Annotated in this window: 16 protein-coding genes; 4 read left to right on the forward strand and 12 right to left on the reverse strand. The window is 58.4% G+C overall.

Features of this window, described 5'->3' with window-relative positions:
• Window positions 1–347: 347 nt before the first annotated feature.
• Window positions 348–7,439, forward strand: a complete 7,092-nt coding sequence (locus tag JFU11_RS26190) for a TcdA/TcdB pore-forming domain-containing protein (RefSeq protein WP_201121411.1) — start codon at window positions 348–350, stop codon at window positions 7,437–7,439.
• A 70-nt stretch (window positions 7,440–7,509) separates the two neighbouring features.
• Here JFU11_RS26190 and JFU11_RS26195 read toward each other — a convergent pair whose 3' ends face one another.
• Window positions 7,510–8,106, reverse strand: coding sequence for a MarC family protein (locus tag JFU11_RS26195; RefSeq protein WP_017336334.1), 597 nt, complete (start codon window positions 8,104–8,106; stop codon window positions 7,510–7,512).
• Between the two features lie 266 nt (window positions 8,107–8,372).
• Between JFU11_RS26195 and JFU11_RS26200 the strand changes: the two genes are divergently transcribed.
• The 3 genes from JFU11_RS26200 to JFU11_RS26210 all read left to right on the forward strand — a co-directional run bounded on the left by JFU11_RS26200 (window position 8,373) and on the right by JFU11_RS26210 (window position 10,594).
• Window positions 8,373–9,164 carry a hypothetical protein gene (locus tag JFU11_RS26200; RefSeq protein WP_201062551.1) on the forward strand — a complete coding sequence of 264 codons (792 nt, stop codon included), beginning with the start codon at window positions 8,373–8,375 and terminating at the stop codon, window positions 9,162–9,164.
• A 66-nt stretch (window positions 9,165–9,230) separates the two neighbouring features.
• Window positions 9,231–9,959, forward strand: coding sequence for a hypothetical protein (locus tag JFU11_RS26205; RefSeq protein WP_201062552.1), 729 nt, complete (start codon window positions 9,231–9,233; stop codon window positions 9,957–9,959).
• Window positions 9,956–10,594 carry a hypothetical protein gene (locus JFU11_RS26210; RefSeq protein ID WP_123718984.1) on the forward strand — a complete coding sequence of 213 codons (639 nt, stop codon included), beginning with the start codon at window positions 9,956–9,958 and terminating at the stop codon, window positions 10,592–10,594. Before JFU11_RS26205 ends, JFU11_RS26210 begins: the two co-directional genes overlap by 4 nt.
• Before the next feature lie 30 nt (window positions 10,595–10,624).
• On the opposite strand, the gene JFU11_RS26215 is transcribed toward JFU11_RS26210, so the two are convergent.
• The 11 genes from JFU11_RS26215 to JFU11_RS26265 form a co-directional block, all read right to left on the reverse strand.
• On the reverse strand, window positions 10,625–13,399 hold the full coding sequence (locus JFU11_RS26215; protein WP_123718983.1) for a hybrid sensor histidine kinase/response regulator: 2,775 nt from the start codon (window positions 13,397–13,399) through the stop codon (window positions 10,625–10,627).
• A gap of 99 nt (window positions 13,400–13,498) precedes the next feature.
• On the reverse strand, window positions 13,499–14,794 hold the full coding sequence (purD, locus tag JFU11_RS26220; RefSeq protein WP_123500880.1) for a phosphoribosylamine--glycine ligase: 1,296 nt from the start codon (window positions 14,792–14,794) through the stop codon (window positions 13,499–13,501).
• Between the two features lie 190 nt (window positions 14,795–14,984).
• Window positions 14,985–16,592 (reverse strand): bifunctional phosphoribosylaminoimidazolecarboxamide formyltransferase/IMP cyclohydrolase, encoded by a 1,608-nt coding sequence (purH, locus tag JFU11_RS26225; RefSeq protein WP_123718982.1) that lies wholly within the window; start codon window positions 16,590–16,592, stop codon window positions 14,985–14,987.
• An 81-nt stretch (window positions 16,593–16,673) separates the two neighbouring features.
• Window positions 16,674–16,994 (reverse strand): DNA-binding transcriptional regulator Fis, encoded by a 321-nt coding sequence (gene fis / locus JFU11_RS26230; protein WP_007907419.1) that lies wholly within the window; start codon window positions 16,992–16,994, stop codon window positions 16,674–16,676.
• Entirely contained in the window at window positions 16,991–18,001 is a 1,011-nt protein-coding gene (gene dusB / locus JFU11_RS26235) for a tRNA dihydrouridine synthase DusB (RefSeq protein ID WP_007907421.1), read from the reverse strand. Before dusB ends, fis begins: the two co-directional genes overlap by 4 nt.
• A gap of 185 nt (window positions 18,002–18,186) precedes the next feature.
• A complete protein-coding gene (locus tag JFU11_RS26240) occupies window positions 18,187–19,407 on the reverse strand; it encodes a DUF3426 domain-containing protein (protein WP_201062553.1) in 1,221 nt (406 codons plus the stop codon).
• 30 nt (window positions 19,408–19,437) lie between these two features.
• Window positions 19,438–20,316 carry a 50S ribosomal protein L11 methyltransferase gene (gene prmA / locus JFU11_RS26245; RefSeq protein WP_201062554.1) on the reverse strand — a complete coding sequence of 293 codons (879 nt, stop codon included), beginning with the start codon at window positions 20,314–20,316 and terminating at the stop codon, window positions 19,438–19,440.
• A 328-nt stretch (window positions 20,317–20,644) separates the two neighbouring features.
• On the reverse strand, window positions 20,645–22,003 hold the full coding sequence (gene accC / locus JFU11_RS26250) for an acetyl-CoA carboxylase biotin carboxylase subunit (protein WP_123718979.1): 1,359 nt from the start codon (window positions 22,001–22,003) through the stop codon (window positions 20,645–20,647).
• Window positions 22,004–22,020: 17 nt separating this feature from the next.
• A complete protein-coding gene (accB, locus tag JFU11_RS26255) occupies window positions 22,021–22,482 on the reverse strand; it encodes an acetyl-CoA carboxylase biotin carboxyl carrier protein (RefSeq protein WP_201062555.1) in 462 nt (153 codons plus the stop codon).
• Window positions 22,483–22,528: 46 nt separating this feature from the next.
• On the reverse strand, window positions 22,529–22,981 hold the full coding sequence (gene aroQ / locus JFU11_RS26260; protein ID WP_007937215.1) for a type II 3-dehydroquinate dehydratase: 453 nt from the start codon (window positions 22,979–22,981) through the stop codon (window positions 22,529–22,531).
• A 132-nt stretch (window positions 22,982–23,113) separates the two neighbouring features.
• Window positions 23,114–24,853, reverse strand: coding sequence for a protein-disulfide reductase DsbD (locus JFU11_RS26265; RefSeq protein WP_201062556.1), 1,740 nt, complete (start codon window positions 24,851–24,853; stop codon window positions 23,114–23,116).
• Between the last annotated feature and the right edge of the window lie 98 nt (window positions 24,854–24,951).

The following is a 24,951-nucleotide window of genomic DNA, read 5'->3' on the forward strand; positions in this document are numbered from 1 at the left end:
TTTTCAGGGCTCTAATGTGTATGTCATTAGTAAGCGAGGCTGTGTGCGTTAAGTCTGTAACAGTGGATGTGCTGTTTGCCCTGTAATTAATTGAATTCCTTGTTGGTTGAGCAGTGTTTGGATGGTGGGTTAGTTTGGTTTCGGGTTTTTTGGTGTTAGTTGGTTTTAGAGCGTTTATATGGCGTTCTCTCGATATTAAGTGATGTCGGCGTTCGTCCAGGAACGGCGGCGCCTTTTTGTATTGTTGCAAATCGGTGGAATGCACGACTGTCTGAGTGCGCGTGTGGAATCATCATTGTCTAGAGTCGATCCCGGCTATTTATATACGATAAATGGAAGTGTTGTTTATGAGTGAATCCAAGTTCTCGATTGCGGATGGCTATGTCGATTTTGTGGAGCTGTTTAATCGGGAGGACCTTGAGCAGGCCTTAATATCGTACAAAGGTACCGATCAATATGATGCAGTGTTTCGATATTACTTTGGTTGTTTCAATGTGCCGGATTCTTCCCGGTTGTTGGAGCCGTTAGGGCTGCTCAAGCAAGCGTTGGGGGCCCTGGAAGGAGGTGCTCGGCGCCGTCGCGCGGCAGAGGCGGAAGCGCCCATGAGTCCTGGTGTCGCCGGGGGGCCTGATTTGGCGGATATCTGCAACAGAGTGGAGGATTTCGAGACGCGCCTGCACAACAGTCTCGAACAGCTGAAAATACCCGCCACCGAGGTGCCGAAAAATCTGCATTTTGTCTGGCTTGGGGGTGGTGTCGGGGAGATTCAGCGCGATTACATCAACATTTGGAAGCAGGTGATGGTCGCAGAGGGTTATAACCTCAATCTCTGGTACGACAGCGACGCGCTGCTGGCCTATGAAACCAACCGGATCATTGTCGAAGCCGCCAAGGCCGATGCCATGCTCAATGGCGGGCAAACCAGTACCGATGCAAATGAATTGGGCGACCGCTATGAAGAGCGCGCCATCGTTCTGAAGCAGCAAATGTACGCGCACATTACGAAGGCCGTAGAAAGCGGCAGCAGCGCGGATGCTGCCAGAATCGATTTACTGGTTCGAGCCTATGGCCAGGACGAGGCGCGCCTGAGTGCCTTGAAAAGCAGTAACCGACTCAGCCTCTTGGCATTGGTCGAAGGTGGTCTGGCACTGCGCGATTTGGCTGTCGCTGAGGCACCGCTGCATTTGGAGGATATCTACGAGCGCGAGATCAGTCTGCGAGGCAATTTTGCGGCGGCTTCCGATGTCGTTCGTGTCGAGGCCCTGATTGCCGAGGGTGGCAGTTATGCCGATGTCGATAATCTGCCGCCGTTGCTGGAAAAACTGGGCGAGGTGGATATCCGTGCATTCAAGACTGACGCGCGTCTGGGCGTGCTGCAGTTGATGCTCGACCGCAATCCCGAGTGGATGCCCGGCCGTCAGGCATTGCGCGGTAGGTACACCAATTATTTTGAGCAGATCCCGCTGGAGCATCGCGAAGCACTCGAGCGCTTCGCTGAAAGCCAACCTGAATTGAACCGCGTTTTTCGTCCCCCGGTAGAACGTCTGGTTCAACCGGATGGTCTACGAGCCGTCGCCGAACAAAGTAGCCTGAGCAACGCTTTCCTGATGGCCCATCCCGGGTCAGCGATGCTCAAAACCGTGCGTGAGCGTTTCAGGCTCAATTATGAAATTGTCGATGCCACGGCCCGCTTGGCCGATGAGAAAAATGTTGCCCTCACTGATGCCGAGGCCATGAGTGGCCTTGCGAAAGAGGCCGCGACGCAGGTTTTCGGTGCTCTACACAACCTGCCGATGGAAAAAGAACTGGCGGTGTCTTTTCTGGTTCAGGCGGCCGCAACCTACTACAGCGACGGCATCCGCCCCCAGAGCGAGGTGACAATCTATCTGACCGGTCCTGCGGCCATGCGCGAGGGCATGATGGACTACGAAAGGACGCATTTTACGTCGCGAACCGCCGAAGCATGGCGAGCGGAGGTTGCAATCCCGGCCATTGCCACCGTCAACCGGGCGACTGAAGAGGAGCTCGATCACTCTTGGAAAGAGAATGAAAGTGACACCGGACAATGGTTGAGCAACGAGGTAAGTCGTTGGCAAGAGGGGCAATTCAAAGCCCGTTACGCGGGCGATCTGGCACAGTTGCTCAAATACCGCACCATTGATTTCGAAGAAGGCTGGCCGGTGATCGAGGGGCGTCATGTAGTGTCCACCGACCTGTTGCAGCATCTGGCCGATGAGTTGGGTGAACCGTTCATGCGCATGATGAATAGTGGCCATTGCGGAGCAGTGACTTTCGACAAGGCTGTCCGACTGAGCTTTGATGAGCGTCAGTTGATCCTCGCGCAAAGTGCTAGTACATGGCCTCCTGGATTGTTGAGCGATCCGCAGACGCAACAGCTATCGATCGATGAACTCCTGAGCCGACTCGCCAAGGGCACGGTCAGAGCCGATCAGGTGAGCCCCTTGCAGCGCCTGCTGCTGGCAGCCTTGATCGGCGCACCGGCCGTGGATAACCAGAGCTTCGACGCGGCTCGCCCGCAACTGGAGAATCTCGCCAATAGCCTCGGCAAGCTGGGGACGGCGGGTCGCTACGCGATGATCGAACACGCACTGTACCAACGCCAGGCTCCGGCGTTTCTGGCCGGGCTTGCCAGTCCTGCCGATCATCCGCCAGCCCATTCCGAAACCGCCCTGGGGCTGAAGAAAGATGCGCTGGAGCAACCATTGACTTTGCGTCAATGGGGCAAGCACGTCGCCAGAATCCAGCAGGTGGCGAAACTTGAATTCCGTGATCAGGTTGCCGAGCGCGTCGGGGTTGTTATGGGCGGCTTTGATGCGGGCACCATCAAGCTTGTACCGCAAGATTTAATGCTTCAGGGCACAGGGGACGCGTTGGGTGGACGTTGTTATCCACTGGCCTTGGTGATGGCAGCTGCGTTGTCGGAGGGAAAGGCGGCGACCAATACCCTGCGCGAGCGATTCTATTTGGGGGTTTTGGAGCCTGAGACAAGCGATTCAGCAATTTTTCTACACAGTCTGGAAGCGTTGCGTGGCGTGCAAATCAGCGAGGTGGGCAGCGCGCTGGCGCGCTCGGATCTGAATCAGGTCGTCGACATTCTGAGCACCAGAACAATCACCAGTACGTTGATGCTCAACTCCGATAATCACTCCATGCTCGTGGCCAAAACCATTGAGGGCGAACACAGCACCTATCACTTTTACGATCCGAATTTCGGTGTTTTAGAGTTCGATCAACCGGCCGCGTTCAGACTGGCACTGGAGCAGTTCTTCCTTGAACAGAAGATGGCCGGACCCTACGCAGCCTATGGCGATACGGCGCATCCGACCTTCGATCTGATCGAGCTGGAAGGCGCGCGGGTGTCGGAGGTGGCATTGCCTGGCGCAATTCGGGTCTCGCAACTACTGCAACCCGGCACGTTGCCGGGAGAGTCGCAACGCCCGGTCAGGCAGCGTCTGGCCAGTGCCCGCGGACAATCGTTGATGAGTAATTCTCGTCTGGGCAGTTGTCTGTTGGCGCAGGACAGTCATTGGTGGGGTCAACAGATCGAGCAAGTGACGACCCGTCTCCGGCAGCAGAATCAGCTGGCACCACAGCTTGTGCCGTTGTTCGAAACCCTGGAGGTCATGCCGGACGGGGCGTACCGGATGAGCCTGATCGACCCTGCAAACCCTGAGCACGTGGTACGAGTCATCACCGACGACCATCGACTCTTGCGCATTAAAAACTACCTCTCGGAACGTTTTGCAGCCTTGGCCAACAAATCATCCGTCCCGGGGGATCCCGTCGATCCCACTGATGTGGGTAGCGTTCACACCCTGAACGCCGGCTTCGCCATTCAAGCGCTGATGAATGCGCTGAGGGGACAGGAAGGGCCGGACAAATCCCTGACAATGGCTGTCCGGTTGCACGCCTATGTCAATTACGCGCAATTGGTGCATGGCAACGTGGTCGATGTAGCGGGCCTGGTGGGTCTGGTCCGGCAGGCACTGGCTGAAGAGAAGTTGATTGCCCGTACCGTCGCCCCAGTGGTCAAAGCCGCTGTGGGGCCGAGCGTGGGCGAAGCGACCGGCGGACTGTTGCAACTGGCGAATGTCGGGTTCGACATTTATCAATTGGCGACTGCGGAAAATGATGTCGAGCGAGCCCAGTTCGGGACGCAATTGGCTTTCGACTCGGCGAGTCTGGTGTTGTCGGTGGGCGCTTACGCTGCCGGTGCCACAATCGCCGGGGCGTTTCTGGGCGGGGCAGCCGTGATTCTGGGGGGGCTGGCAGTGGGATTGGCGGCAGTGGTCAAGGGCTTCGCCACCATTGCCGAAGAAGCCAAACAGGTCGGGCTGTTTTTCGATGAAATCGAGAAGGCTCATCGTCAAGGCTATCGATTCGACGGCGCTTTAGCGGCGTGGGTACCGCACTCATCGCTGATCGTCCAGGCGCTGGATCTGGCCGCCGGCAAACTGCTGCTCGACAGCCCAAAACTGTACCCGCTGCGCGACCATTTCGGGGTACCGACCTTTGACGACGATTACGAGCGGGCGATCAACATCCGTCGGGAACTGAATCTGCCTAGCCAGATAAAATTCACTCCGCCCACCGGGCAGATCATCGTGCTGCCCTGCACACCACAAACCTGTTACAGCTACGAGTACAAGGCGTTGCCCTTCGCCACGCTGCGCCATGACACCGGGTTCGACACGGCCCGGCGCCTGGAGAAAAAGAAAACGGACGGCGGATGGCTGTTCCTGTTTTCCTTCTATTCGTTTCCGAGTGAGTACATTCTTTATCGCCTGTTCCCGGTCTATACGCCGACAGTGATCGATGTGCTGCTCGATGCCGTCGAGCGCTCGCTGGTGATACCCGTTCTACCGCCGGCATGGCACGGGAAAGTCGCCTATCGGATTCAGGGCGCCGGCAAGCAATGTGCATTGGTGCTCAATCCCGGGGTGAGTCTGACACTTGAGTCACCCAGCATTACTACTTCCCGATGGGTGCTGGAGGCGTCGTGGGCCAACGAGAGCGATGTTGTTCTGGAGGGGGCGGCGGGCCTGCAGATCGGTACCGTCAAGGTGGAGTTCAAGGGCCGAGGTCTTCATGACGTCCTGATCCGGATCGCCAACAATCAGCTGTTCCAGCTTGATCGCGGAAAACGGCAGATGAACCTCGTCGAGCAGGATGTACCTTCGGGCATGGATCGGCAGACGTTGCAGGAACATTTCAAGGGACTGGCTCAGGAGCATCGTTTGGTGATGCCGTATACGCCGGTTCATCACTATCTGATTCCGTTCGAGAAACCGAGTGAGCCCCGTCACACCACCGCCTGGTACGACGCGAAGGAGGAACGCTTCCTGTACATCCGCAGCAAGGATGTACTCGCCGCTGATGAAGCGCTGCTAGGAGCGGTGGCTGGCGGCTACGGCTATTTCTACGAACCGCAGGGTTTCGTGATTTGGCAAGTCGACGCGGTCACCGGATTGCTCAGTTATCGTTATCGGATACTGCCTAAAGACACGGGAGCCACCATCAAGAGCATTGAGGCGGACGCGCAGGGGGTGATTCATGTCGTACAGGAAATTGCTCGCGAAGATCAGACCAGCGATGTGCTGGTATACGTGATCCATGACGGGCAACTGCTGCTGAGTTCGGTCACCCGCGACATGGATCCGGGGCTGGAATCAGTCTTCAGTGCCAGCGACACACTGGCTGACTGGTCGCAGGTTCTTGGCAGCTATTACGTTCTTAGGCCTGTTATTGACGATGATGACGTTTCCAACGTCGACTGGCAGCCGGCGCCCTTTGTTTCGGTCTGCTGGAAGTTCGAAGCGAACGCGCGGGACATGGCCTGGGTTCGCGACAGTGACCATCTGATCATCCGTCCCTCTCCACGGCGCCACCGCGGGCGCGGCTGGGCCGATTCGATCAAGAACATGACTGATTTGACGTTGCTCACACCAGCGGACGGCAGCGATGTGTTTGTCATCTACGACAGGCTCAGGCAGCAGCTGTGCCGTAAGCAACGCACCCTGGTGGCGGGCAAAGGACAGTGGTCCGAAACATGGCAACAGCCTGCGAAGCTGGAGAATGTCGCTGCAGTCGAAGGCGGGTACCTGGCGCTGACGTCGGAGGGCCTGTTCTTCAATCTGACTCCCCAGGGGTACCTGACGCTGGGAGGTCTTGGCGAGTTGTGGTTCAAGGATCGGATGCACTGGTGGTCCGCATTGGAACCGCTTGCCCGCCAATACGTGGCCGAGCGTTTTGCCCTGGTCGGCCTGAGCAACTTCAACGATAACGCGAAGTTGTGCGCCTGGTACGTCGGCAATCGATTGTTGCTGGCTGATCTGGGCCATGGAAAAGAAGTGCGCCTGCTCGGCGTTACCCCTGATAGCGAGGCGGCCTGGTTATTCGATGTTTCGAGCGGCGAAGTCTATCGTCAGGCGTTCATCGATCCGCAGCGGCTGGAACCTGCATTCGGCCAAGGCTCGCGATTGCTGCGTGCTGATGCGTTACCCGCCGCCGAGCGTGAATGGGCGCCTTGGCAGTTCGCCGAGGTGACGGTTGAGGGAGCCGGACTGCGCGGTACGACACTTGAAGGCGTGGTACTCAAGCTGCGCTATCAAGAACCGGCATTGCTCACCGGCGTCACCCATGAGTGGGTCATGTCTCAGGAGGGGCGAGCGCACGATAGCCTCAAACAATTGGTGGACAGCCAACCTCATGAGGCGCTGCTGTCGGTAGAGGACGTTGGCAGTCTGATATGGTTCGTAGTCGATACCGAACGTGTAATTCGGGTGGCAAAAGCTGCCATTCCAGAGTCCTTTGAGCTACTGGGAACGCAACAGCAAACCAACGTATTGCTTCATGAAGACAAGAATGGACTGCTGCTGACTTATCCGGGCATGGGGCATGCCGGGCCACTCAGTTATGTCTGGCGTAATGCCGAGGTACTGGTCATTGAAGGCCAGATGAAGATTGGCGATGTTCTGCCACTGATGCCCGACGACGTCACGACCCTGATTCTGCGCATGGGGCAAGGTGCGGTCAGTTACCTATTGTCGAAGGCTGCCTGGCTGAGGCTCGAGTTGGTCATCCTCGACTGCCGGCATTCGCTGGGCAATGCGCAAACGATTCCCGGCAAGTTGATCTGGGAGCTGGATAGTCCTGAAAAACTGTTGCTGAGCATCGTTCAGGAACACTTGGTGATCATTGACCCGGACAGCGGGCACAGCGTGATTTTTCGTGAAGTGTATGCGACGGATGTCACCTTGCGCGGCGAAGCTTTGCTCGGGTTCGAAGGGCATCGACCTTATGCCGTTTCGACACTGGTGCAGAGGCTGGTCGCTCGGCAGAGCATGCATGACAGTGCAACGCTGGGAGAACTTCTAACCGCATCGACTGCTGAGCTGGAAAGCAGCTTGGTGGGATAGTCTTGAGCTCGCACCGATAAAGAAGGCCGCGAAAGATTCTGTTCGCGGCCTTTTACTTTCGTCAGTGACTTCAGGGAACCAGATAACCCTTCACCCCGGTAAAAATAATCTGCGCCGCCAATGCGCAAACAAACAACCCCATCAACCGACTGACAATCTGCAAGCCCTGATCGCCGAGAATCCGTTCTATCCGGTTGGACAAGTAAAGCACCACGCCGACCGTGAAACTGGCCAGGGCAATACTGAGAATGGCCGTCAGCTTGTCATCCCAATGGGGCTGGCTGACGCCCATCACTAACAGAGCACCGATGGTGCCAGGGCCGACGGTCAATGGAATGGTCAGCGGGACGATGGTTACATCCTGCTGCACGTTGTCGGTCTGCACCGCCGATTTGCCTTGAGCCATGCCCAGCGCCGAGATGAACAGCACACTGCCGGCGCCGATGCGGAAGGCGTCCACGGTGATGCCGAAGACATTGAAAATCACCCGCCCGAACAGGTACAGCAAGACGCTGGAAACCAGGGTGGCGGTTGCCACTTTCCAGGCCAGGCGTCGCTGCTCCTTGCGCGAATAACCGCGGGTCAGGCTGATGAAACAGGACAACACGAAGAACGGGCTGTAGAGCACCAGCATCTTCAAGTAAACGCTGAACAACACGTGGAGCATGATTTCGGCTCGCGGCAGGAAAGGGTCGAACCGGAGTCTATCAGTCGTCCAATTACCTGTCGGCATTTGATTGAAAACAGCTGATTTTTTGTTTTATTCAATCTGAAGTTTCGTTTTTGCATTAGTTGTTTTTGTTTGATGGTTTATAAGTGTTGTGGTTTTTTTATGTGGCGTTACAAGTTTGGCGTTGTGGTGTTTTGGGTGTTTGGGTAGTGTTGTTTTGCAAGTTATGGAGTGACTTGCTTAATTTAACTAAGGAGGAATTTATGAGTGTAAATATGATCGATAGTGCTACTGTTGCTGCCTGTGTAAGACGTCTGGAAAGTTACGAAATTGATGAAGTGCCAGTTGTACGTTCTCGTGCATTTGCTGCAAGTGGGATTGTTGTTGAGGAGCCTTCGAAGGGGGCTGTCGTTGGCGAAGGCATTTTGTCCTTCGTAGGCAACCTGTCGGAGCAAAATCAAGTAGATGCGATGCACGCCTTTCTTTTTGCCAGCCTTGTTGCGAATAAGCAATTTCCTTACGAGTATCAGGGCAAGGAATGGTACTACAAGTTTGTCGAAGTTATGACCTCCGCCGGTTGGCTGACGAGCCAAAAATATTACAACGACATTGAAATTAGCGGAAATACCGTTCGGATGGACCAGTTGGTACTGGAAATCCTTGGCTCGGTGGTCGCTGGCCTCGCTATACCAGGCACTGCTTCTGCACTGATGCTGAAGGTTGCCGGTGATGCCATTACCGCCTTGAAAAAGAAAGAAACGGCTTTAACGCTGTATGAACGGAATTTGTTGGAACATGGCGTAGGCGGTATGGCTGCAGGAACCTGTACCGAAGTCAATGGTGAGGTAACCCTGGCACTAGGGACTGTACGTTTTATTCGCAAAAATACAGCAACCCAAGTCCTGTTCATGGATTGGGATAGTCGTGATGTGCAGCTGTATAAAGGTGAATCTGTTTTCAGAAAGGTTCCTTATATCGCTGACCAAACCCGAGACCTGATTCGGACAAAACTTGGGACGAATGCAGTCAGTAAAATCGAAGGCTACGAGATCTGATCTCGCGCGTTCGATGGGGTGGCCGCGTGTCGGCTACCCTTCTTTCTATCATCGAAGGAATTCTACATGGCAAGGGAATATTCGGTATTTGTTAATGCCGCTGCTATCGTTTTATTGCCGAGCAATCCCGTGGAGTCAGCAACTAACGACCTGATGAATTCAGTCCTGCTTGCACAACTGGTCGCCAATAAGCGTGCCGAAGCCACGAGCGCGGTCGATTGGTATGAGACCTATGTGGGGGTGCTGGGTGATTTTTGGTTAACGAGCGCCAGAAGCAGGCAAGATATCCAGCCGGGAAAAGACGATACCGCTTCACCGCTTGAATGGATCGCTGCGGTGCTGGCAAGTAGCACTGAGGATGAGGCGCGGCTGGTGACGGCGTTGTTGAAGGGTATCGCACGACTATCCGATTCTTTGCCCGCGATGAGTTTGCTGCGCAAGCATGTGCAAAAAGAATCCGATGATGAACCGGTAGAAATCTCCTTGCAGTCCAAGCCTGTTCGCTTGCTCGTGATCGTGGCGCAAGACAACGCTTCGATGACCTGCATTTGCCTCCAATTCAAAACTCGGCGAAAGCTTGATCCCAATCCCTGGGGACAGCGCTTCCATGTCGAGGATATGGAGGGCTGCGTTTCGGCTCATTTTTTCCATGCGCACCTGTCCGAGACATTGTATGCGCCCGCCCGTGAAGCGGTCGCCCGCAAGGTTGAGGGGGCTTTGAGCGACAACATCGTGGATATCACGGAGGCCATCGATGCTTTGGCCTTTCTGCCCACTGAGGAGGCTGACTCATGACGAGTTCTGTTCCACAGGCTGCGGTGGTAGGCGGCAGTGTCGTTGCGTTTGCCGCCGGTCTGCCCGAGTCACACAGGGAAGATGTTTACCTGAGTACGATCTACGCGCAAAGGGCCACCCGGGCTGCCTACAACGACGGTTTGTCGGGCGACTGGTTCGACTACTATTGCAAGACGCTCAAATTCATCGGCTGGGACGTGCCGCGTCCGGAAGGGCTAGCGCCCGTTCAAGGCGGGTCGATGGGGGAGGCTGCGTCGCAACATATTGCGACCCGTCTTGGTGAGGCTTTTTCCGACCCGACCAATCGTGCTCTGGCAGCGCTGGAGCGCAATACACAGGCGCTTGAACTATTTGAGTCGACGAGCCTTTCGCAGGATGCAGGCTTCTTTCAGATGATTCCTTGCGTACAGAAAGACGCTCACCGGGTCGAAATGGGGATCTATCACCGTCAATTCCAGCTTCGTCGAGAGATGTCGCGATTTCTGTTCATCAATCAAGATGATCTGATGCAAAGCAGTACAGAGCAGATGTCTGTCATTACATTCAATACGCTCTACTACGCGCAGTTCCGGGACAAAGTGAAAAAATCGGTGTTGTCCCAGGCGATCAAGGATCTGAGCGCTCTGGAAATCTGAACGCTTGTCTGTCTTCCAGAAAGCAACTACTCAGAATGTTGAGGCTGTGCGAGCTTGCTGATCACGCTGGGCAACCCAATGCTCGATCAGGTCGCGCAACTGCGACAGCTCGACCGGTTTGGCCATGTGCCCGTCCATGCCGGCCTGGCGCGCGCGCTCTTTGTGTTCGGCGAGGATGTGTGCGGTCAACGCCACCACGGGGGTGCGAATCCGCTGGTTGCCGACTTCCCAGGCACGTAGCTGCTGGGTGGCGGAGAAACCGTCGAGGATCGGCATTTCACAGTCCATCAGCACCAGGTCGTAGCGCTGTGCCTTCATCGCCATCAGGGCTTCTTCGCCATTGCTGGCGGTGTCCGGTTGCAGGTTGAGCTTGCCCAGCATGCCGCGTATGACCTTGGTCGAAATGCTGTTGTCTTCGGCCACCAGGATGCGGAAATCGCTGGGCACCTTGACCGGAAGGGTAGGGCCGGTGGGCAGCTGCTGCGAGACAGGCAAGCCTTTGTTGCGCTGGTTCAGCTCGTCCGCCAGGGTGGTCTTGAGTGTATAGCCGGCCACCGGTTTGGCGAGAATGCGCTTGATCCCGGAATTGCGCGCGATGATCTTGCTCGGGGCGTTGCTGATGCCGGTGAGCATGATCAGCAGAATGTCATGGTTCAGGCTCGGGTCTTCCTTGATCTTGGCGGCCAGTTGCATGCCGGTCATGCCGGGCATGTTCTGGTCCAGCAGGACCACGTCGAAGTAATCGCGCAGATGGGCCTTGGTGCGCAGCAGCGCCAGGGCCTCCTTGCCGGATGGCACGGCGCTGACATTCAAGCCCCAGGCGCTGCACTGCTGCACCAGCACCTTGCGGCAGGTGTCGTTATCGTCCACGACCAGTACGCGTGCGCCTTGCAGCGGGCTGTCCAGGTCCGACGTCGGATGTTCGAGACGGTCCGGGTCCAGTGGCAGGGTCAGCCATAAAGTGCTGCCCTGGTTGGCTCCGCTCTTGATGCCGAATTCACCCTGCATCAAACGGATCAGCTGACGGGCGATGACCAGCCCAAGATTGCCCCCCAGGCTGGTGGCCGAGAGAAAGTGCTTGCTGTGCAGTTCGGCATGCATCAACGCGTCGCGTTCTTCCGCCTCCATGGGCTGGCCGCTGTCCTGCACGGCGATGCGCAGCCGCGGTTTGGCGCTGCGTTCATCCAGAGCGACGACGATCAGGATCTCGCCTTCGTCGGTTTTCTTCAGGGCGTTTTCCAGCAGGCTCAACAGGGTCTGGCGCAGGCGTGTCGGATCTCCGCTGATGACGCGTGGTACCTGCGGCTGGATAAAGCTGATCAGCTCGACGTTCTGCTGTTCGGCCTTGGCGCGGAAGATGCTCAGGCAGTCTTCGATCAGGGCGTTGAGGTCGAACTGCACGTCGTCCAGTTCGATCTGCCCGGACTCGAGTTTGGAGATGTCGAGAATTTCGTTGATCAGTGTCAGCAGCTCGTTGCCGGCGCTGTGGATGGTCTGCACATAGTCGCGCTGCTTGACCGACAGCGGTGTGCCCAGCAGAAGTTCGGTCATGCCCAGCACGCCATTCATCGGTGTGCGGATTTCATGGCTGATCTTCGCCAGAAACTCGGCTTTGGCGTTGATCTCGGCGTTGCTGGCGGCCAGATCGCGACTGACGCTGAAACGGTCTTCGGTGATGCTTCGCTGTCGCTCGCCCAAGGCAATACTCATCAGCAGGCCACTTATACAGATAAACACCAGCAGAATAATGATCAGGCCTTGCGGAGCGACAAGGGTCAGCCCCTGCAGCGCCGGCAGGATAATCAATGTGCCGAGGTTGAATACCACCATGGCCGCCACGAACAGGCGCGCCGGACGATAACCTTTTTGCCAGTGATGGGTGCCGACGAACAACATACTCAGGCCGGCCAGGGCAACCAGCGCGTAGGTGATGAGGTTCAGCGGCAACGTGTTGACGAACAACAACAGCAGGCCGCAGGCCACGATGAACAGGATATCCCCCAGCAGCAGCTTGTTCAGCGGATGTGGGCCGAGCGGGGCGAAGAAACGGTACGCGAACATCAGGCCGCAAGGCGCGGTCATTAGCAAGGCGAGATAGGCACCGGGTGTTTGCACGGCGGACCAGTTCGGCAACCATGGCCGGGCCAGGTTCAGCAGCAACACCAGGCTGAGCATCAGCAGCCCTTCGCACGCTGCCAGCCAGAGGCTGCTGCGCGAGCGGGTGTAAATGTAACGGGTCAGGTTATGCAGGATCAGCATCCCGAGGCAGCCAAAGAGCAGGCCGTAGATCAGCGTCAGGTTCTGAGTGGCCGCGGTCATGACCGCCGATTGCAGGGTGATGTAAGGCCGCAACTGGTGTTCGGAGACCAGCCGCAGATAGACGTCGAGGGTTTTGTCGCTTTGTGGCAGCGGCAACATGAAGTCGCTGCTGGGGAGGGGGCGCTTGGTCTGGAGCTGCCCGGTACCGGTATTCAATTGATCGATCAGTTGGTCGCCGTCGAGCACATACAGATTGAGGTGCGACAGGTCCGGTGCGAACACTCGCAGCAACTGTTCGTGCTTGCCGGGCGCGAGCCTGAAACGCAGCCATAGCGCACCCTCGGGCGCGGCCGCGGTGAGGCGCTCGAGTTCAATGGGGCTGAATTGATTGGTGTAGCGGCTGGAGCGGATGTCGCTCAGCTGCAGGTCGCCTTGTTCGTCGAGCAATACCGCCCAGCCACTGCCTTGCGCGGCTTGGGCCGGGAGCATGCAGAGCAAGGTCAGCAGAGTGACGGTGAAGCCTATGGCAATCCTGAGCCAGCGCACGGCGAAATCCCTTCGTAGGTTAATGCCAAAGTATAACTATGCGCGGCGCCGGAATAGTCAGGCAAGGGCCGCAAGCCCTTGCCTGGCCGAATGGATGGCTTATTCCTGATTTTCGCCACGCTCGCGGGCAATGGCGCGGTAGCCAATGTCCTTGCGGTAGAAGCAGCCTTCCCAGTCGATTTTAGCTGCCAGTTTGTAAGCTTGCTGCTGGGCTGCATCGACGCTGGTGCCCATGGCGGTTGCGCACAGCACCCGACCACCGGCGGTCACAACCTGACCGTCCTTGAGCGCAGTACCGGCATGGAAGACTTTGCCTTCCAGTGTCGCGGCTGCATCCAGGCCGTTGATCGCAACGCCTTTGGCGTAGTCACCCGGATAACCGCCAGCGGCCAATACGATGCCGACGCTCGGACGTGGATCCCATTGTGCTTCGACCTTGTCCAGCGCTTGCGCCAGGGCGGCTTCGACCAGCAACACCAGGCTCGACTGCAAACGCAGCATCACCGGTTGGGTCTCAGGATCGCCGAAACGGCAGTTGAACTCGATAACTTTTGGGTTACCCGCCTTGTCGATCATCAGGCCGGCATAGAGGAAGCCGGTGTAGACGTTACCTTCCTCGGCCATGCCACGCACGGTCGGCCAGATCACCAGGTCCATGACCCGCTGATGGACTTCGGCCGTGACGACCGGGGCCGGGGAGTAAGCGCCCATGCCACCGGTGTTCGGGCCGGTGTCGCCGTCGCCGACGCGTTTGTGGTCCTGGCTGGTGGCCATTGGCAATACGTTCTTGCCGTCGACCATGACAATGAAGCTGGCTTCTTCGCCGTCCAGGAACTCTTCGATCACCACACGGGAGCCGGCATCGCCAAACGCGTTGCCTGCGAGCATGTCGCGCACCGCGTCTTCGGCTTCGCCCAGGGTCATGGCGACGATCACACCTTTACCGGCGGCCAGGCCATCGGCCTTGATCACGATCGGTGCGCCTTTTTCACGCAGATAAGCCAGGGCCGGCTCGATCTCGGTGAAGTTCTGGTAGTCGGCGGTCGGGATCTTGTGGCGCGCCAGGAAGTCTTTGGTGAAGGCTTTCGAACCTTCCAGCTGAGCAGCGCCAGCGGTCGGGCCGAAGCAATCCAGGCCACGGGAGCGGAACAGATCGACGACACCGGCGACCAGCGGCACTTCCGGACCGACGATGGTGAGGGAAACGTTTTTCTCCGCGAAATCTGCAAGCTGCTCGAGGGCGAGCACGTCGATGGCGACGTTCTCGCACTTGGCTTCAATGGCGGTGCCGGCGTTGCCCGGGGCAACGAAAACTTTCTGCACGCGCGGATCCTGAGCCACTTTCCAGGCCAGGGCGTGTTCACGGCCACCGCTGCCAATGATCAAAACATTCATTTCAAAAACCTCGGATGACGCTAATTCTGTTTTTAGAACCTAAAGCGCTTCACGCTGTAGGAGGTCGCAATGAAGTCGGTAGATGCAAGGCTGAGTCGACCTCGATGAGCGGAGTTGCCTTTTGGCAATGAGCATCATCGAGGTCGGCTCCAACGCAGCAGATGCCGGCTTCAGTGCGGCCGTCGTCTAGTTAGTGACGGAAGTGGCGCATGCCGGTGAACACCATCGCGATACCGGCTTCGTCGGCAGCAGCTATCACTTCGTTATCACGCATCGAGCCGCCTGGCTGGATCACCGCAGTGATGCCGACCTTGGCCGCATTGTCCAAACCATCGCGGAACGGGAAAAAGGCGTCGGAGGCCATCACCGAGCCTGCTACCTGCAACCCGGCGTGCTCAGCCTTGATCGCCGCAATACGAGCGGAGTTCACGCGGCTCATCTGGCCGGCGCCGACACCAATGGTCTGACGGTTCTTGGCGTAGACGATGGCGTTGGATTTAACGTACTTGGCGACTTTCCAGGCGAAGATCAGGTCGTTGATTTCCTGCTCGGTCGGGGCGCGCTTGGTCACGACTTTCAGGTCTTCGCTGCCAATCATGCCGATGTCGCGGCTCTGCACCAGCAAACCGCCATTGACGCGTTTGTAGTCCCAGGCCGGAGCGCGATCAGCCGACCACTCGCCGCAGGCCAGCAGGCGTACGTTGGCTTTTGCAGCCACGATGGCGCGGGCTTCTGCGCTGACGGACGGGGCGATGATCACTTCGACGAACTGACGCTCGACGATGGCCTTGGCGGTTTCAGCATCCAGTTCGCGGTTGAACGCGATGATGCCGCCGAACGCCGATTCGGTGTCGGTGGCGTAGGCCAGTTCGTAGGCCTGACGAATGCCGCCTTCCGCGTCCGGGCTCACGGCCACGCCGCACGGGTTGGCGTGCTTGACGATCACGCAGGCCGGTTTGACGAAGCTCTTCACACATTCCAGCGCGGCGTCGGTGTCGGCCACGTTGTTGTACGACAGCTCTTTGCCTTGCAGTTGGGTTGCCGTGGCGATGCCAACTTCGGCAGGCTTGGCTTCAACGTAGAACGCCGCGCTCTGGTGCGGGTTCTCGCCGTAGCGCATTTCCTGCGCCTTGACGAACTGGCTGTTGAAGGTGCGCGGGAATTCGCTGCGGCCTTCAGTGCTGAGGGTGTCAGCCGCCTGGTTCACGGTGCCCATGTAGTTGGCGATCATGCCGTCATAGGCGGCGGTGTGTTCGAAGGCCTTGAGCATCAGGTCGAAACGCTGAGCGTAGGTCAGGCCGCCGGCCTTGAGGCTTTCCAGGACGTTGGCGTAATCGCTGGCATTCACCACGATAGCCACGTCTTTGTGGTTCTTGGCTGCCGAACGGACCATGGTCGGACCGCCGATGTCGATGTTTTCGATGGCGGTCGGCAGGTCGCAGCCTGGCTTGTTGATGGTGGCTTCGAACGGGTACAGGTTGACCGCTACCAGATCGATCGGCTTGATGCCGTGCTCGTTCATGATGGCGTCGTCGATACCGCGACGACCGAGGATTCCGCCGTGGATTTTCGGGTGCAGGGTTTTCACCCGACCGTCCATCATTTCTGCGAAGCCGGTGTAATCCGCGACTTCCACTGCGGCAACGCCGTTGTCGCGCAGCAGCTTGAACGTCCCGCCGGTGGAGAGGATCTCGACGCCCAGGGCTTCGAGCTCCTTGGCGAATTCAAGGATCCCGGTCTTGTCGGAAACGCTGATTAAAGCGCGGCGGATCGGCAGGCGGGTAGTCTGGTCGGTCATTTCAATTTCCATCAAAAGCAAAGGAGTCAGCAAAAAAGGCGACCGGTTTTACGCGGGCGCCTTTCTGGTTTGATTGAATGCTTACAGCAAATCGTACTGCTTTAGTTTCTTGCGCAGGGTGCCCCGGTTCAGCCCGAGCAGCTCGCTGGCCTTGGTCTGGTTGCCCTTCACGTAGTTCATCACGCACTCGAGCAGGGGAGCCTCGACTTCGGAGAGCACCAGGTTGTACACATCCGTGACGGCAGCGCCCTCAAGGTGGGCGAAATAATTGTGCAGCGCCTTCTCGACACTCCCGCGAAGGGTCTGACCTTCTTCGCTCGGTGTGTTGAGGTGCTGTTTCAAATTCACGTTGTCGCTCACGGGTGTTGTTCCACTCACTAAAGTCTCGGTCATCATCGTCATGCGGCCACCCCTTCTCCGTCCCCTGTCAGGCTCTTGTAACGTTCGGCGAAGAAGGCCCGAACGTAGGCGCATTGTGCTTCCGTATCTTCCAAACGATTGAAGTGGGCGCGGAACTCCCTGGCGCCCGGTAAGGTTGCGAGATACCAGCCCACATGCTTGCGAGCTATGCGCACGCCCATGACGTCGCCATAGAAGGCATGCAGCGCAGCCAGATGCTCAAGCAGAATACGTTCCACCTCGATCAGTTCCGGTGCCGGGAGTTTTTCGCCGGTACGCAGATAATGGTCGATTTCACGAAAAATCCATGGCTGCCCCTGGGCAGCCCGACCCACCAACAGGCCATCGGCACCGGTCGCGTCGAGCACGTACCGGGCTTTCTCTGGCGAATCGATATCGCCATTGGCGAAGACCGGAATCGACACCGCCTGCTTGATCGCGGCAATGGTGTCGTACTCGGCTTCACCGGTATACAGATCGGCACGGGTGCGGCCATGTACCGCCAACGCCGTAATGCCTGCCTGTTCGGCGATCTTCGCCACGGTCAGGCCGTTCTTGTTCGCCCGGTCCCAGCCGGTGCGGATCTTCAGGGTGACCGGCACATCGACCGCAGCCACCACGGCCTGCAGGATCTCGGTCACCAATGCTTCATCTTTCAACAGGGCGGAGCCGGCGGCCTTGTTGCAGACCTTCTTCGCCGGACAGCCCATGTTGATATCAATAATCTGTGCGCCCAGTTCGACGTTGGCCCGGGCCGCATCCGCCAGCATCTGCGCATCTCCGCCGGCGATCTGTACCGAGCGGGGCTCGGGATCACCTTCGTGGATCATGCGCATACGCGATTTGCGGGTGTTCCACAAGCTCATGTCGCTGGTGACCATTTCCGAGACTACAAGGCCCGCGCCCAGTCGCTTGCACAGCTGACGAAAGGGCTGATCGGTGACACCCGCCATGGGGGCGAGAATCAAGCCGTTGTGCAATGTATATGGACCGATGCGTACCGCCGACATAGGACTTCCCTGTTGTGGGGCCGGATCATGAGAGTTCGAAAAAGGGTTGGCATGATACCCGCTCTCGATGACTGGATAAAGGCTGAATTGGATAAAATCTGAACAGTTAATTCGTTATCGCCAGCGGTTTGGTTGGAACGGTCAAAGTCAGAAAACTGCCGTCAAGCCTGTAACACTCGAGCGTTTCACTCGGGGGAATGGAAGCTCAGGCTGTAGTTCACCGCTTTGGGGCCTGGATCGAGAATGTCCAGCGCGATGTGGATCGGCGTTTGCGGCGGCATTTCCGCGAGGCCTTCGAGGTCGCCGCTGAGGTACTCGCCGGGCTTGAAGCGACGGCTGGCGATCAGGTGGCCGTTGAGGTCGGCAAAGCGCAGTTCCAGCAACGGGAAGGGCTGGGAGAAGGGCGCACGGTTGTAGATGATGGCATCGACCACCAGCGCACCATTGAAGTCCGGGTGGCTGCGGACCACCAGGTTGCTGCTTTTGACTTTCGCGATGTCGACCTTGGACGGTACGGTGCAGCCGATCTGCGGACACAGTTGCTGGAACCACGGACGGTACTGGTCCTGGCGCGCCAGTTCGTCGAAGTGGTAGGCGACGTATTGGCCAGCGAGGCCGGCGGCGGCGAGCAGGATCAGCAGCAGCCAGAAAAAGCGCCGACCCCAGGGGGAGCGACGTTTTTTCCAATCCAGTTGCAACGGGTCGTCGGTCAGGTCCTCCAACACTTCCGCGCGCAGGGCCGGTCCGCTGCGTTCGCGTCGCTTGCGCAGGGGCTCGACCGAGGGCAGGTCGTCGTCGACTTCATCGGGAGTCGCCGACAGGCTGCCAAAGGGGATCGGGGCGTCGAGCGGGTCGTGCAGGCGCAGCTGTTGGATCTCGGGTTCGTCGTCCAGATCCGCGGGCTCCAGCGACAGCGAAGGCTCGGTGCGCGATTGTTTGCTCGGCTCGATCGTCGGTTCTGGTGTGGGGGCGTCGACGGTTTGTGCGCGATCGGCGGCCGATTCGCTGAAGAGACTGTCGGACCAGGGCTCCTGATCGTGCTCGGTGGTATCGCGGCGAGCGCTGAGGCTGTCTTCGCGGGGCCGAGTGAATTCCGTTGTTGGCTGGATTTCCCGCTGTTCAAGCCGGGCGAGCTCTTCGTCCAGATCCAGGCTGTCCAGATCCATTTCTGCAGCGGTCCATTGCTTTTGGCTGATGGCTCGCTGCACAGTCGGTTCGACGGGTGCCGGTGCGACCGGTTTGACCGTCTCCTTGCCGGCCCGCTGCTCGAGTAACTGCTTGGCGGCGTTGAACACCTGCAAGCAAGAGCCGCAGCGAACCACTCCACGGGCCGCGCTCAACTGAGCATGGTTGACGCGGAAGCTGGTTTGGCAATGCGGGCACTGGGTGACGAAGCTGTCGGTCATGCGGAAATCCGGTTTATGCAGGCGCTCATTCTAGCGCCGACGGCCAGTAATGCGTACCCAGCCGTCGCGATTGGCAATCGGGTCCAGATCGAAGTCCTGAGCGTAGGCAGCGGCGACTTTTTCACCTTGTTCGGCGAGGATGCCCGACAGCGCCAAGCGACCGCCCGGCTTGACCAGGCTGGACAGTTGCGGCGCCAGCGAAACCAGCGGGCCGGCAAGAATGTTGGCCACCAGCACGTCGGCCTGAACCTGTGGCAGGTCTTGCGGCAGATACAGCGGGAAGCGTTCGTCGGCAATGTTGTTGCGCCCGGCATTGTCGCGGGAGGCTTCCAGCGCCTGCACGTCGATGTCCGTGCCGACGGCTTGCTTGGCGCCCAGCAACAGCGCGGCAATCGCCAGAATCCCTGAGCCGCAACCGAAGTCGAGCACGTTGCAATCTTTCAGGTCCTGACCGTCGAGCCATTCCAGGCACAGTGCAGTGGTCGGATGAGTGCCGGTGCCGAACGCCAGGCCTGGGTCCAGCAGCAGGTTCACCGCGTCCGGCTCAGGCGCGGCGTGCCAGCTCGGGACGATCCACAGGCGCTGACCGAAGCGCATCGGCTGGAAACCGTCCATCCAGCTGCGTTCCCAGTCCTGGTCTTCAATCACTTCGCTGTGATGCTCGGGCAGCGGGCTGCCGGTCAGCAGCTCGAGGTGGGCCAGTACGCTGGCGGCTTCGGTGCCACCTTCGAACAAGGCCAGCAGGTGAGTGTGCGACCACAGCGGGGTGGTATTGAGTTCCGGTTCGAAGATCGGCTGATCTTCGGCGTCCATGAAAGTCACCGACACGGCGCCCACTTCAAGGAACGCGTCTTCGTAGGTTTCGGCTTGTTCTGGGCTGATGGCGAGACGGACTTGCAGCCAAGGCATGGCGGGCACCTTTGAAAAATATAGATTGCAGCCTAGCGGGCTGCGAGAAGCGCGCAAGTTTACGCGAGCGCGAGGCAGAAGACGACCGGGTAGGCTGAGTTCGGAGTTGAACGAATAACCTGTGGCGAGGGAGCTTGCTCCCGCTGGAGCGCGAAGCGGTCCCAAAATGGCCGAACCGGATCTGTCTGATACCGCGCAGTTGAATGGACTTGCGGTCGCTGCGCAGCCGAGCGGGAGCAAGCTCCCTCGCCACTAGGGTTTTGCGTGCAGCCAATATCCAGAAACAACAAAGCCGCTCGAAAGCGGCTTTGTTGGTATGGATCACAGCTTAGTGCTTTTCGCCAGCCAGCTTGTGTTCCAGGTAGTGGATGTTGACTCCGCCTTCGCAGAAGCCAGCATCACGGACCAGATCGCGGTGCAGCGGGATGTTGGTCTTGATCCCGTCGACAACGATTTCGTCCAGCGCATTGCGCATGCGCGCCATGGCTTCGTCACGGGTTGCGCCGTAGGTGATCAGCTTGCCGATCAACGAATCGTAGTTCGGCGGAACGGCATAGCCACTGTACAGGTGCGAATCGACGCGAACGCCGTTGCCGCCTGGAGCGTGGAAATGCTTGACCGTGCCTGGGCTAGGCATGAAGGTTTTCGGGTCTTCGGCGTTGATCCGGCATTCCAGCGCGTGACCGCGGATAACGACGTCATCCTGGGTGTACGACAGCTTGTTGCCGGCGGCGATGCTGAGCATCTCCTTGACGATGTCGATGCCGGTGACCATTTCCGAAACCGGGTGCTCTACCTGGACACGAGTATTCATCTCGATGAAGTAGAAGTGGCCGTTTTCGTACAGGAACTCGAAAGTGCCAGCGCCACGATAGCCAATGTCGATGCACGCCTTGACGCAGCGGGCGAGGACTTCCTCGCGCGCGTTCTCGTCGATGCCCGGTGCCGGCGCTTCTTCGAGAACCTTCTGGTGACGACGTTGCAGCGAGCAATCGCGGTCGCCCAAATGGATCGCATGGCCTTGGCCATCGGAAAGCACCTGAACTTCCACGTGACGTGGGTTGGTCAGGAATTTTTCCAGATAGACCATCGGGTTGCCGAACGCTGCGCCCGCTTCGGAGCGGGTCAGTTTCGCCGAAGAGATCAGGTCTTCTTCCTTGTGAACTACGCGCATGCCACGACCACCACCGCCGCCAGCGGCTTTGATGATCACCGGATAACCGACTTCGCGACCGATGCGCAGAGCGGTTTCTTCGTCTTCAGGCAGTGGGCCGTCGGAACCCGGAACGGTTGGAACGCCTGCGGCGATCATGGCGTGCTTGGCCGATACCTTGTCGCCCATCAGGCGAATGGTGTCGGCTTTCGGGCCAATGAACGCGAAGCCGGAGTTCTCGACCTGTTCGGCAAAGTCGGCGTTTTCCGCAAGGAAACCGTAGCCTGGGTGAATGGCGGTAGCGCCGGTCACTTCAGCCGCGGCGATGATGGCCGGAATGTGCAGGTAAGAGTGCGCGGCCGATGCCGGACCGATGCAGACGGATTCGTCTGCCAGGCCCAGGTGCATCAGCTCTTTGTCGGCCTTGGAGTAAACGGCGACAGTCTTGATGCCCATCTCTTTGCAGGCACGCAGAATCCGCAGGGCGATCTCACCGCGGTTGGCGATCAGAACTTTTTCCAACTTCGCAGTCATCAAAGTTTCTCCGCGGTTCAAACGATGGTGAACAGCGGTTGGTCGTACTCAACCGGCTGGCCGTCTTCGACGAGGATGGATTCGATCACACCGCTGGCTTCAGCTTCGATGTGGTTCATCATCTTCATGGCTTCGACGATGCACAGAGTGTCGCCTTTTTTCACGGTCTGGCCGACTTCAACGAAGGACGGCGAGGACGGCGAAGATTTGCGATAGAAAGTACCGACCATCGGCGAACGGGCAACGTTGCCGTTCAGCACAGGCGCAGCCGGAGCTACAGGAGCAGCGGCGGCAACCGGAGCAGCAGCGACAGGCGCAGGCGCCGGAGCATGCATAGGAGCGGGAGCGTAGTACTGCTGAGCCGGCGTCTTGCTGTGACGGCTGATGCGTACGGACTCTTCGCCTTCCTTGATCTCGAGCTCGTCGATACCGGACTCTTCCAGCAATTCGATCAGTTTCTTAACTTTACGGATATCCATGAATCATCAACTCCCAAGGGTCGGTCAGGGGCTTAACGCTTGTTGTTCAAGCTGTTGCCTGTCTTTCAAGCTGCTCTAGGGCGGCCTCCAGGGCCAGTCGATAACCGCTGGCGCCAAGGCCGCAGATCACTCCCACCGCAACGTCGGAGAAGTAAGAGTGATGGCGGAAAGGTTCGCGTTTGTGCACGTTAGACAAATGCACTTCGATGAATGGGATGCTCACTGCCAGCAGCGCGTCACGTAATGCGACACTTGTATGCGTAAAAGCTGCTGGATTGATCAGAATGAAGTCCACACCTTCGCCGCGAGCAGCGTGGATGCGATCGATCAATTCGTACTCGGCGTTGCTTTGCAGGTAGAGCAAATGGTGGCCGGCATTGCGCGCCCGCTGTTCCAGATCCTGATTGATCTGCGCCAGCGTCGTTGCACCGTAGACACCCGGTTCCCGGGTGCCGAGCAGGTTCAGGTTGGGGCCGTGTAAAACCAATAGGGTCGCCATCTGCTGCTCCTTTGTCATCTGTATGCAATTGTCAGAACCCGGCGACTATGCCGCAAAGCCTTTGTGACTGTCCAGTTCTATGCAATAGCCAGCACGATGGCCGATGTTTACGCGAAATATGTGACTGGGTCATTAAATCCGGTCATTTGCTTTCGCAACACGTTCGGCGAAGTTTTTCGCGCTGATCTCGCCGATCACCCGCACATCGGCACGTTCGACGCCATCTTTGCCAAAAAACATCAGTGCCGGAGGACCGAACAGCTTGTAGCGGTCAAGCAGGGCGCGTTGTTCGGCGTTGCTGGCGGTGATGTCGAAACGGATCAATCGATAGCCTTTGAGGCGTTCGACGACATTGGCATCGTTGAGGACTTCGTGTTCGATGACTTTGCAGCTGATGCACCAGTCGGCGTACCAGTCGAGCAGCAGCGGCGTGCCGGAGGATTTGGCTTCGGCGAGCACACGGTCCAGTTCGGCGGGCGTGGTGATGGTTTGCCAGTTGCCGACGATTTGCGGTTGACCTTTGTCGGCGACATTGCGCGGCTGGCCAATAGGGTTGAACGGATCGGTCTGGCCGCTGAAGGCGCCGTACCAACAGGCCAGGGCATAAAACAGCAGGAACATCCCAAGCAATTGCCCCAGGCGTTTTCTTGGCGGTTTATAGACGAATTCCAGTGCGCCCATAAACAACCCGACGCCACCGGCGAGCAAGCCGATCAGCAACAAGGTGATCTGGCCCGGCAATACCCGGCTGAGCAAAGCGATCGCCAGCCCCAGTAGCAGCACCCCAATCGCGTTTTTTACGTAGATCAGCCAAGGCCCGCTTTTCGGCAGCCAGGCCGCGCCGCCGGTCGCTACCAGCAACAGCGGCGCACCCATGCCCAGGCCGAGCATGAACAATTTCAATCCTCCACCCAGAGCATCGCCGCTGGCGCTGATATACAGCAGCGCGCCGGCCAGTGGTGCCGATACACAAGGCGAAACCAGCAGGCTCGACACCACGCCCAGCACCGCCGCGCCCCACAGTGAGCCACCTTCGGTACGCCCGGCAATCCGGTCCAGGCGGCTGCTGATGGCGTAGGGCAGTTTCAGTTCGAAGACGCCAAACATGGCCAGGGCAAACACTGCGAAAAACATCGCGAACGGCACCAGCACCCAGGCCGACTGCAAGCGTGCCTGAAGATTGAGCTGTGCGCCGAACATTCCCATCAACGCCCCGAGCAACGCGAAACAAAGAGCCATCGGCAGTACGTAGGCCAGCGACAGATTAAAGCCGCGTAAACCACCGACCTGCCCGCGCAGGACCACCCCGGAGAGGATCGGCAGCATCGGCAGTACGCAGGGGGTGAAGGTCAGGCCAACGCCGGCGAGGAAAAACAGCGCCACTTCGCGCCAGCTCCAGGATGTGGTCGCGGCGCCACTGCCATCAATATTCAGGCGTTCGGTCTCGGGCGGGTAACACAGGCCTTTGTCGGCGCAGCCCTGATAGGTGACGACCAGCGTAAAGGCGCGGGAATCAGTGCGCGGCAGTTCTATATCGAGAATGCCGTGGTAAACCTCGACATCGCCGAAGAACTCATCGTGCTTTTGTTCGCCCTTGGGCAGTTGCGCCGTGCCAAGGCCAATGTCAGCCGGTTCGGCGCGAAACTGGAAGCGATGGCGGTAGAGGTAGTAACCCTCGGTGGCGACGAAGCGCAGTTTGATCGATTGCGGCGTGCTTTCTACCAGGCTCAACTGAAAGGCTTCGCGCACCGGCAGGAAATCAGCGCTGTTATTGATCGAACCCAAGGTGGAACTGGGCCGACTGTCCAGCAAGCCGGCGGCAGAGGCCGGCAGGGCGAGCACTAAAAACAGCAGGCAGAGCAAACGGCGCATGACAATCTCGCGTATCGAAAGTGTGGGCATGATAGCGGACAGTGGCGGGGTGTGCAGGACGGGGCATCTTTTGGTGGTTGTTCTGACGCCATCGCGGG

The organism is Pseudomonas sp. TH37 (assembly GCF_016650735.1).
GTDB lineage: Bacteria > Pseudomonadota > Gammaproteobacteria > Pseudomonadales > Pseudomonadaceae > Aquipseudomonas > Aquipseudomonas farris.

Bases quoted from the DNA above. Each gene is read 5' to 3' on its own strand.
- JFU11_RS26190 (WP_201121411.1), top strand. From the start codon at position 348: ATGAGTGAATCCAAGTTCTCGATTGCGGATGGCTATGTCGATTTTGTG.
- JFU11_RS26210 (WP_123718984.1), top strand. From the start codon at position 9,956: ATGACGAGTTCTGTTCCACAGGCTGCGGTGGTAGGCGGCAGTGTCGTT.
- JFU11_RS26205 (WP_201062552.1), top strand. From the start codon at position 9,231: ATGGCAAGGGAATATTCGGTATTTGTTAATGCCGCTGCTATCGTTTTA.
- prmA (WP_201062554.1), bottom strand. From the start codon at position 20,316: ATGCCTTGGCTGCAAGTCCGTCTCGCCATCAGCCCAGAACAAGCCGAA.
- JFU11_RS26195 (WP_017336334.1), bottom strand. From the start codon at position 8,106: ATGCTCCACGTGTTGTTCAGCGTTTACTTGAAGATGCTGGTGCTCTAC.
- aroQ (WP_007937215.1), bottom strand. From the start codon at position 22,981: ATGGCGACCCTATTGGTTTTACACGGCCCCAACCTGAACCTGCTCGGC.
- JFU11_RS26200 (WP_201062551.1), top strand. From the start codon at position 8,373: ATGAGTGTAAATATGATCGATAGTGCTACTGTTGCTGCCTGTGTAAGA.
- accC (WP_123718979.1), bottom strand. From the start codon at position 22,003: ATGACTGCGAAGTTGGAAAAAGTTCTGATCGCCAACCGCGGTGAGATC.
- purH (WP_123718982.1), bottom strand. From the start codon at position 16,592: ATGACCGACCAGACTACCCGCCTGCCGATCCGCCGCGCTTTAATCAGC.
- dusB (WP_007907421.1), bottom strand. From the start codon at position 18,001: ATGTCGGCGGTACGCATCGGTCCATATACATTGCACAACGGCTTGATT.
- accB (WP_201062555.1), bottom strand. From the start codon at position 22,482: ATGGATATCCGTAAAGTTAAGAAACTGATCGAATTGCTGGAAGAGTCC.
- JFU11_RS26265 (WP_201062556.1), bottom strand. From the start codon at position 24,853: ATGCGCCGTTTGCTCTGCCTGCTGTTTTTAGTGCTCGCCCTGCCGGCC.
- purD (WP_123500880.1), bottom strand. From the start codon at position 14,794: ATGAATGTTTTGATCATTGGCAGCGGTGGCCGTGAACACGCCCTGGCC.
- JFU11_RS26240 (WP_201062553.1), bottom strand. From the start codon at position 19,407: ATGACCGACAGCTTCGTCACCCAGTGCCCGCATTGCCAAACCAGCTTC.
- fis (WP_007907419.1), bottom strand. From the start codon at position 16,994: ATGACGATGATGACCGAGACTTTAGTGAGTGGAACAACACCCGTGAGC.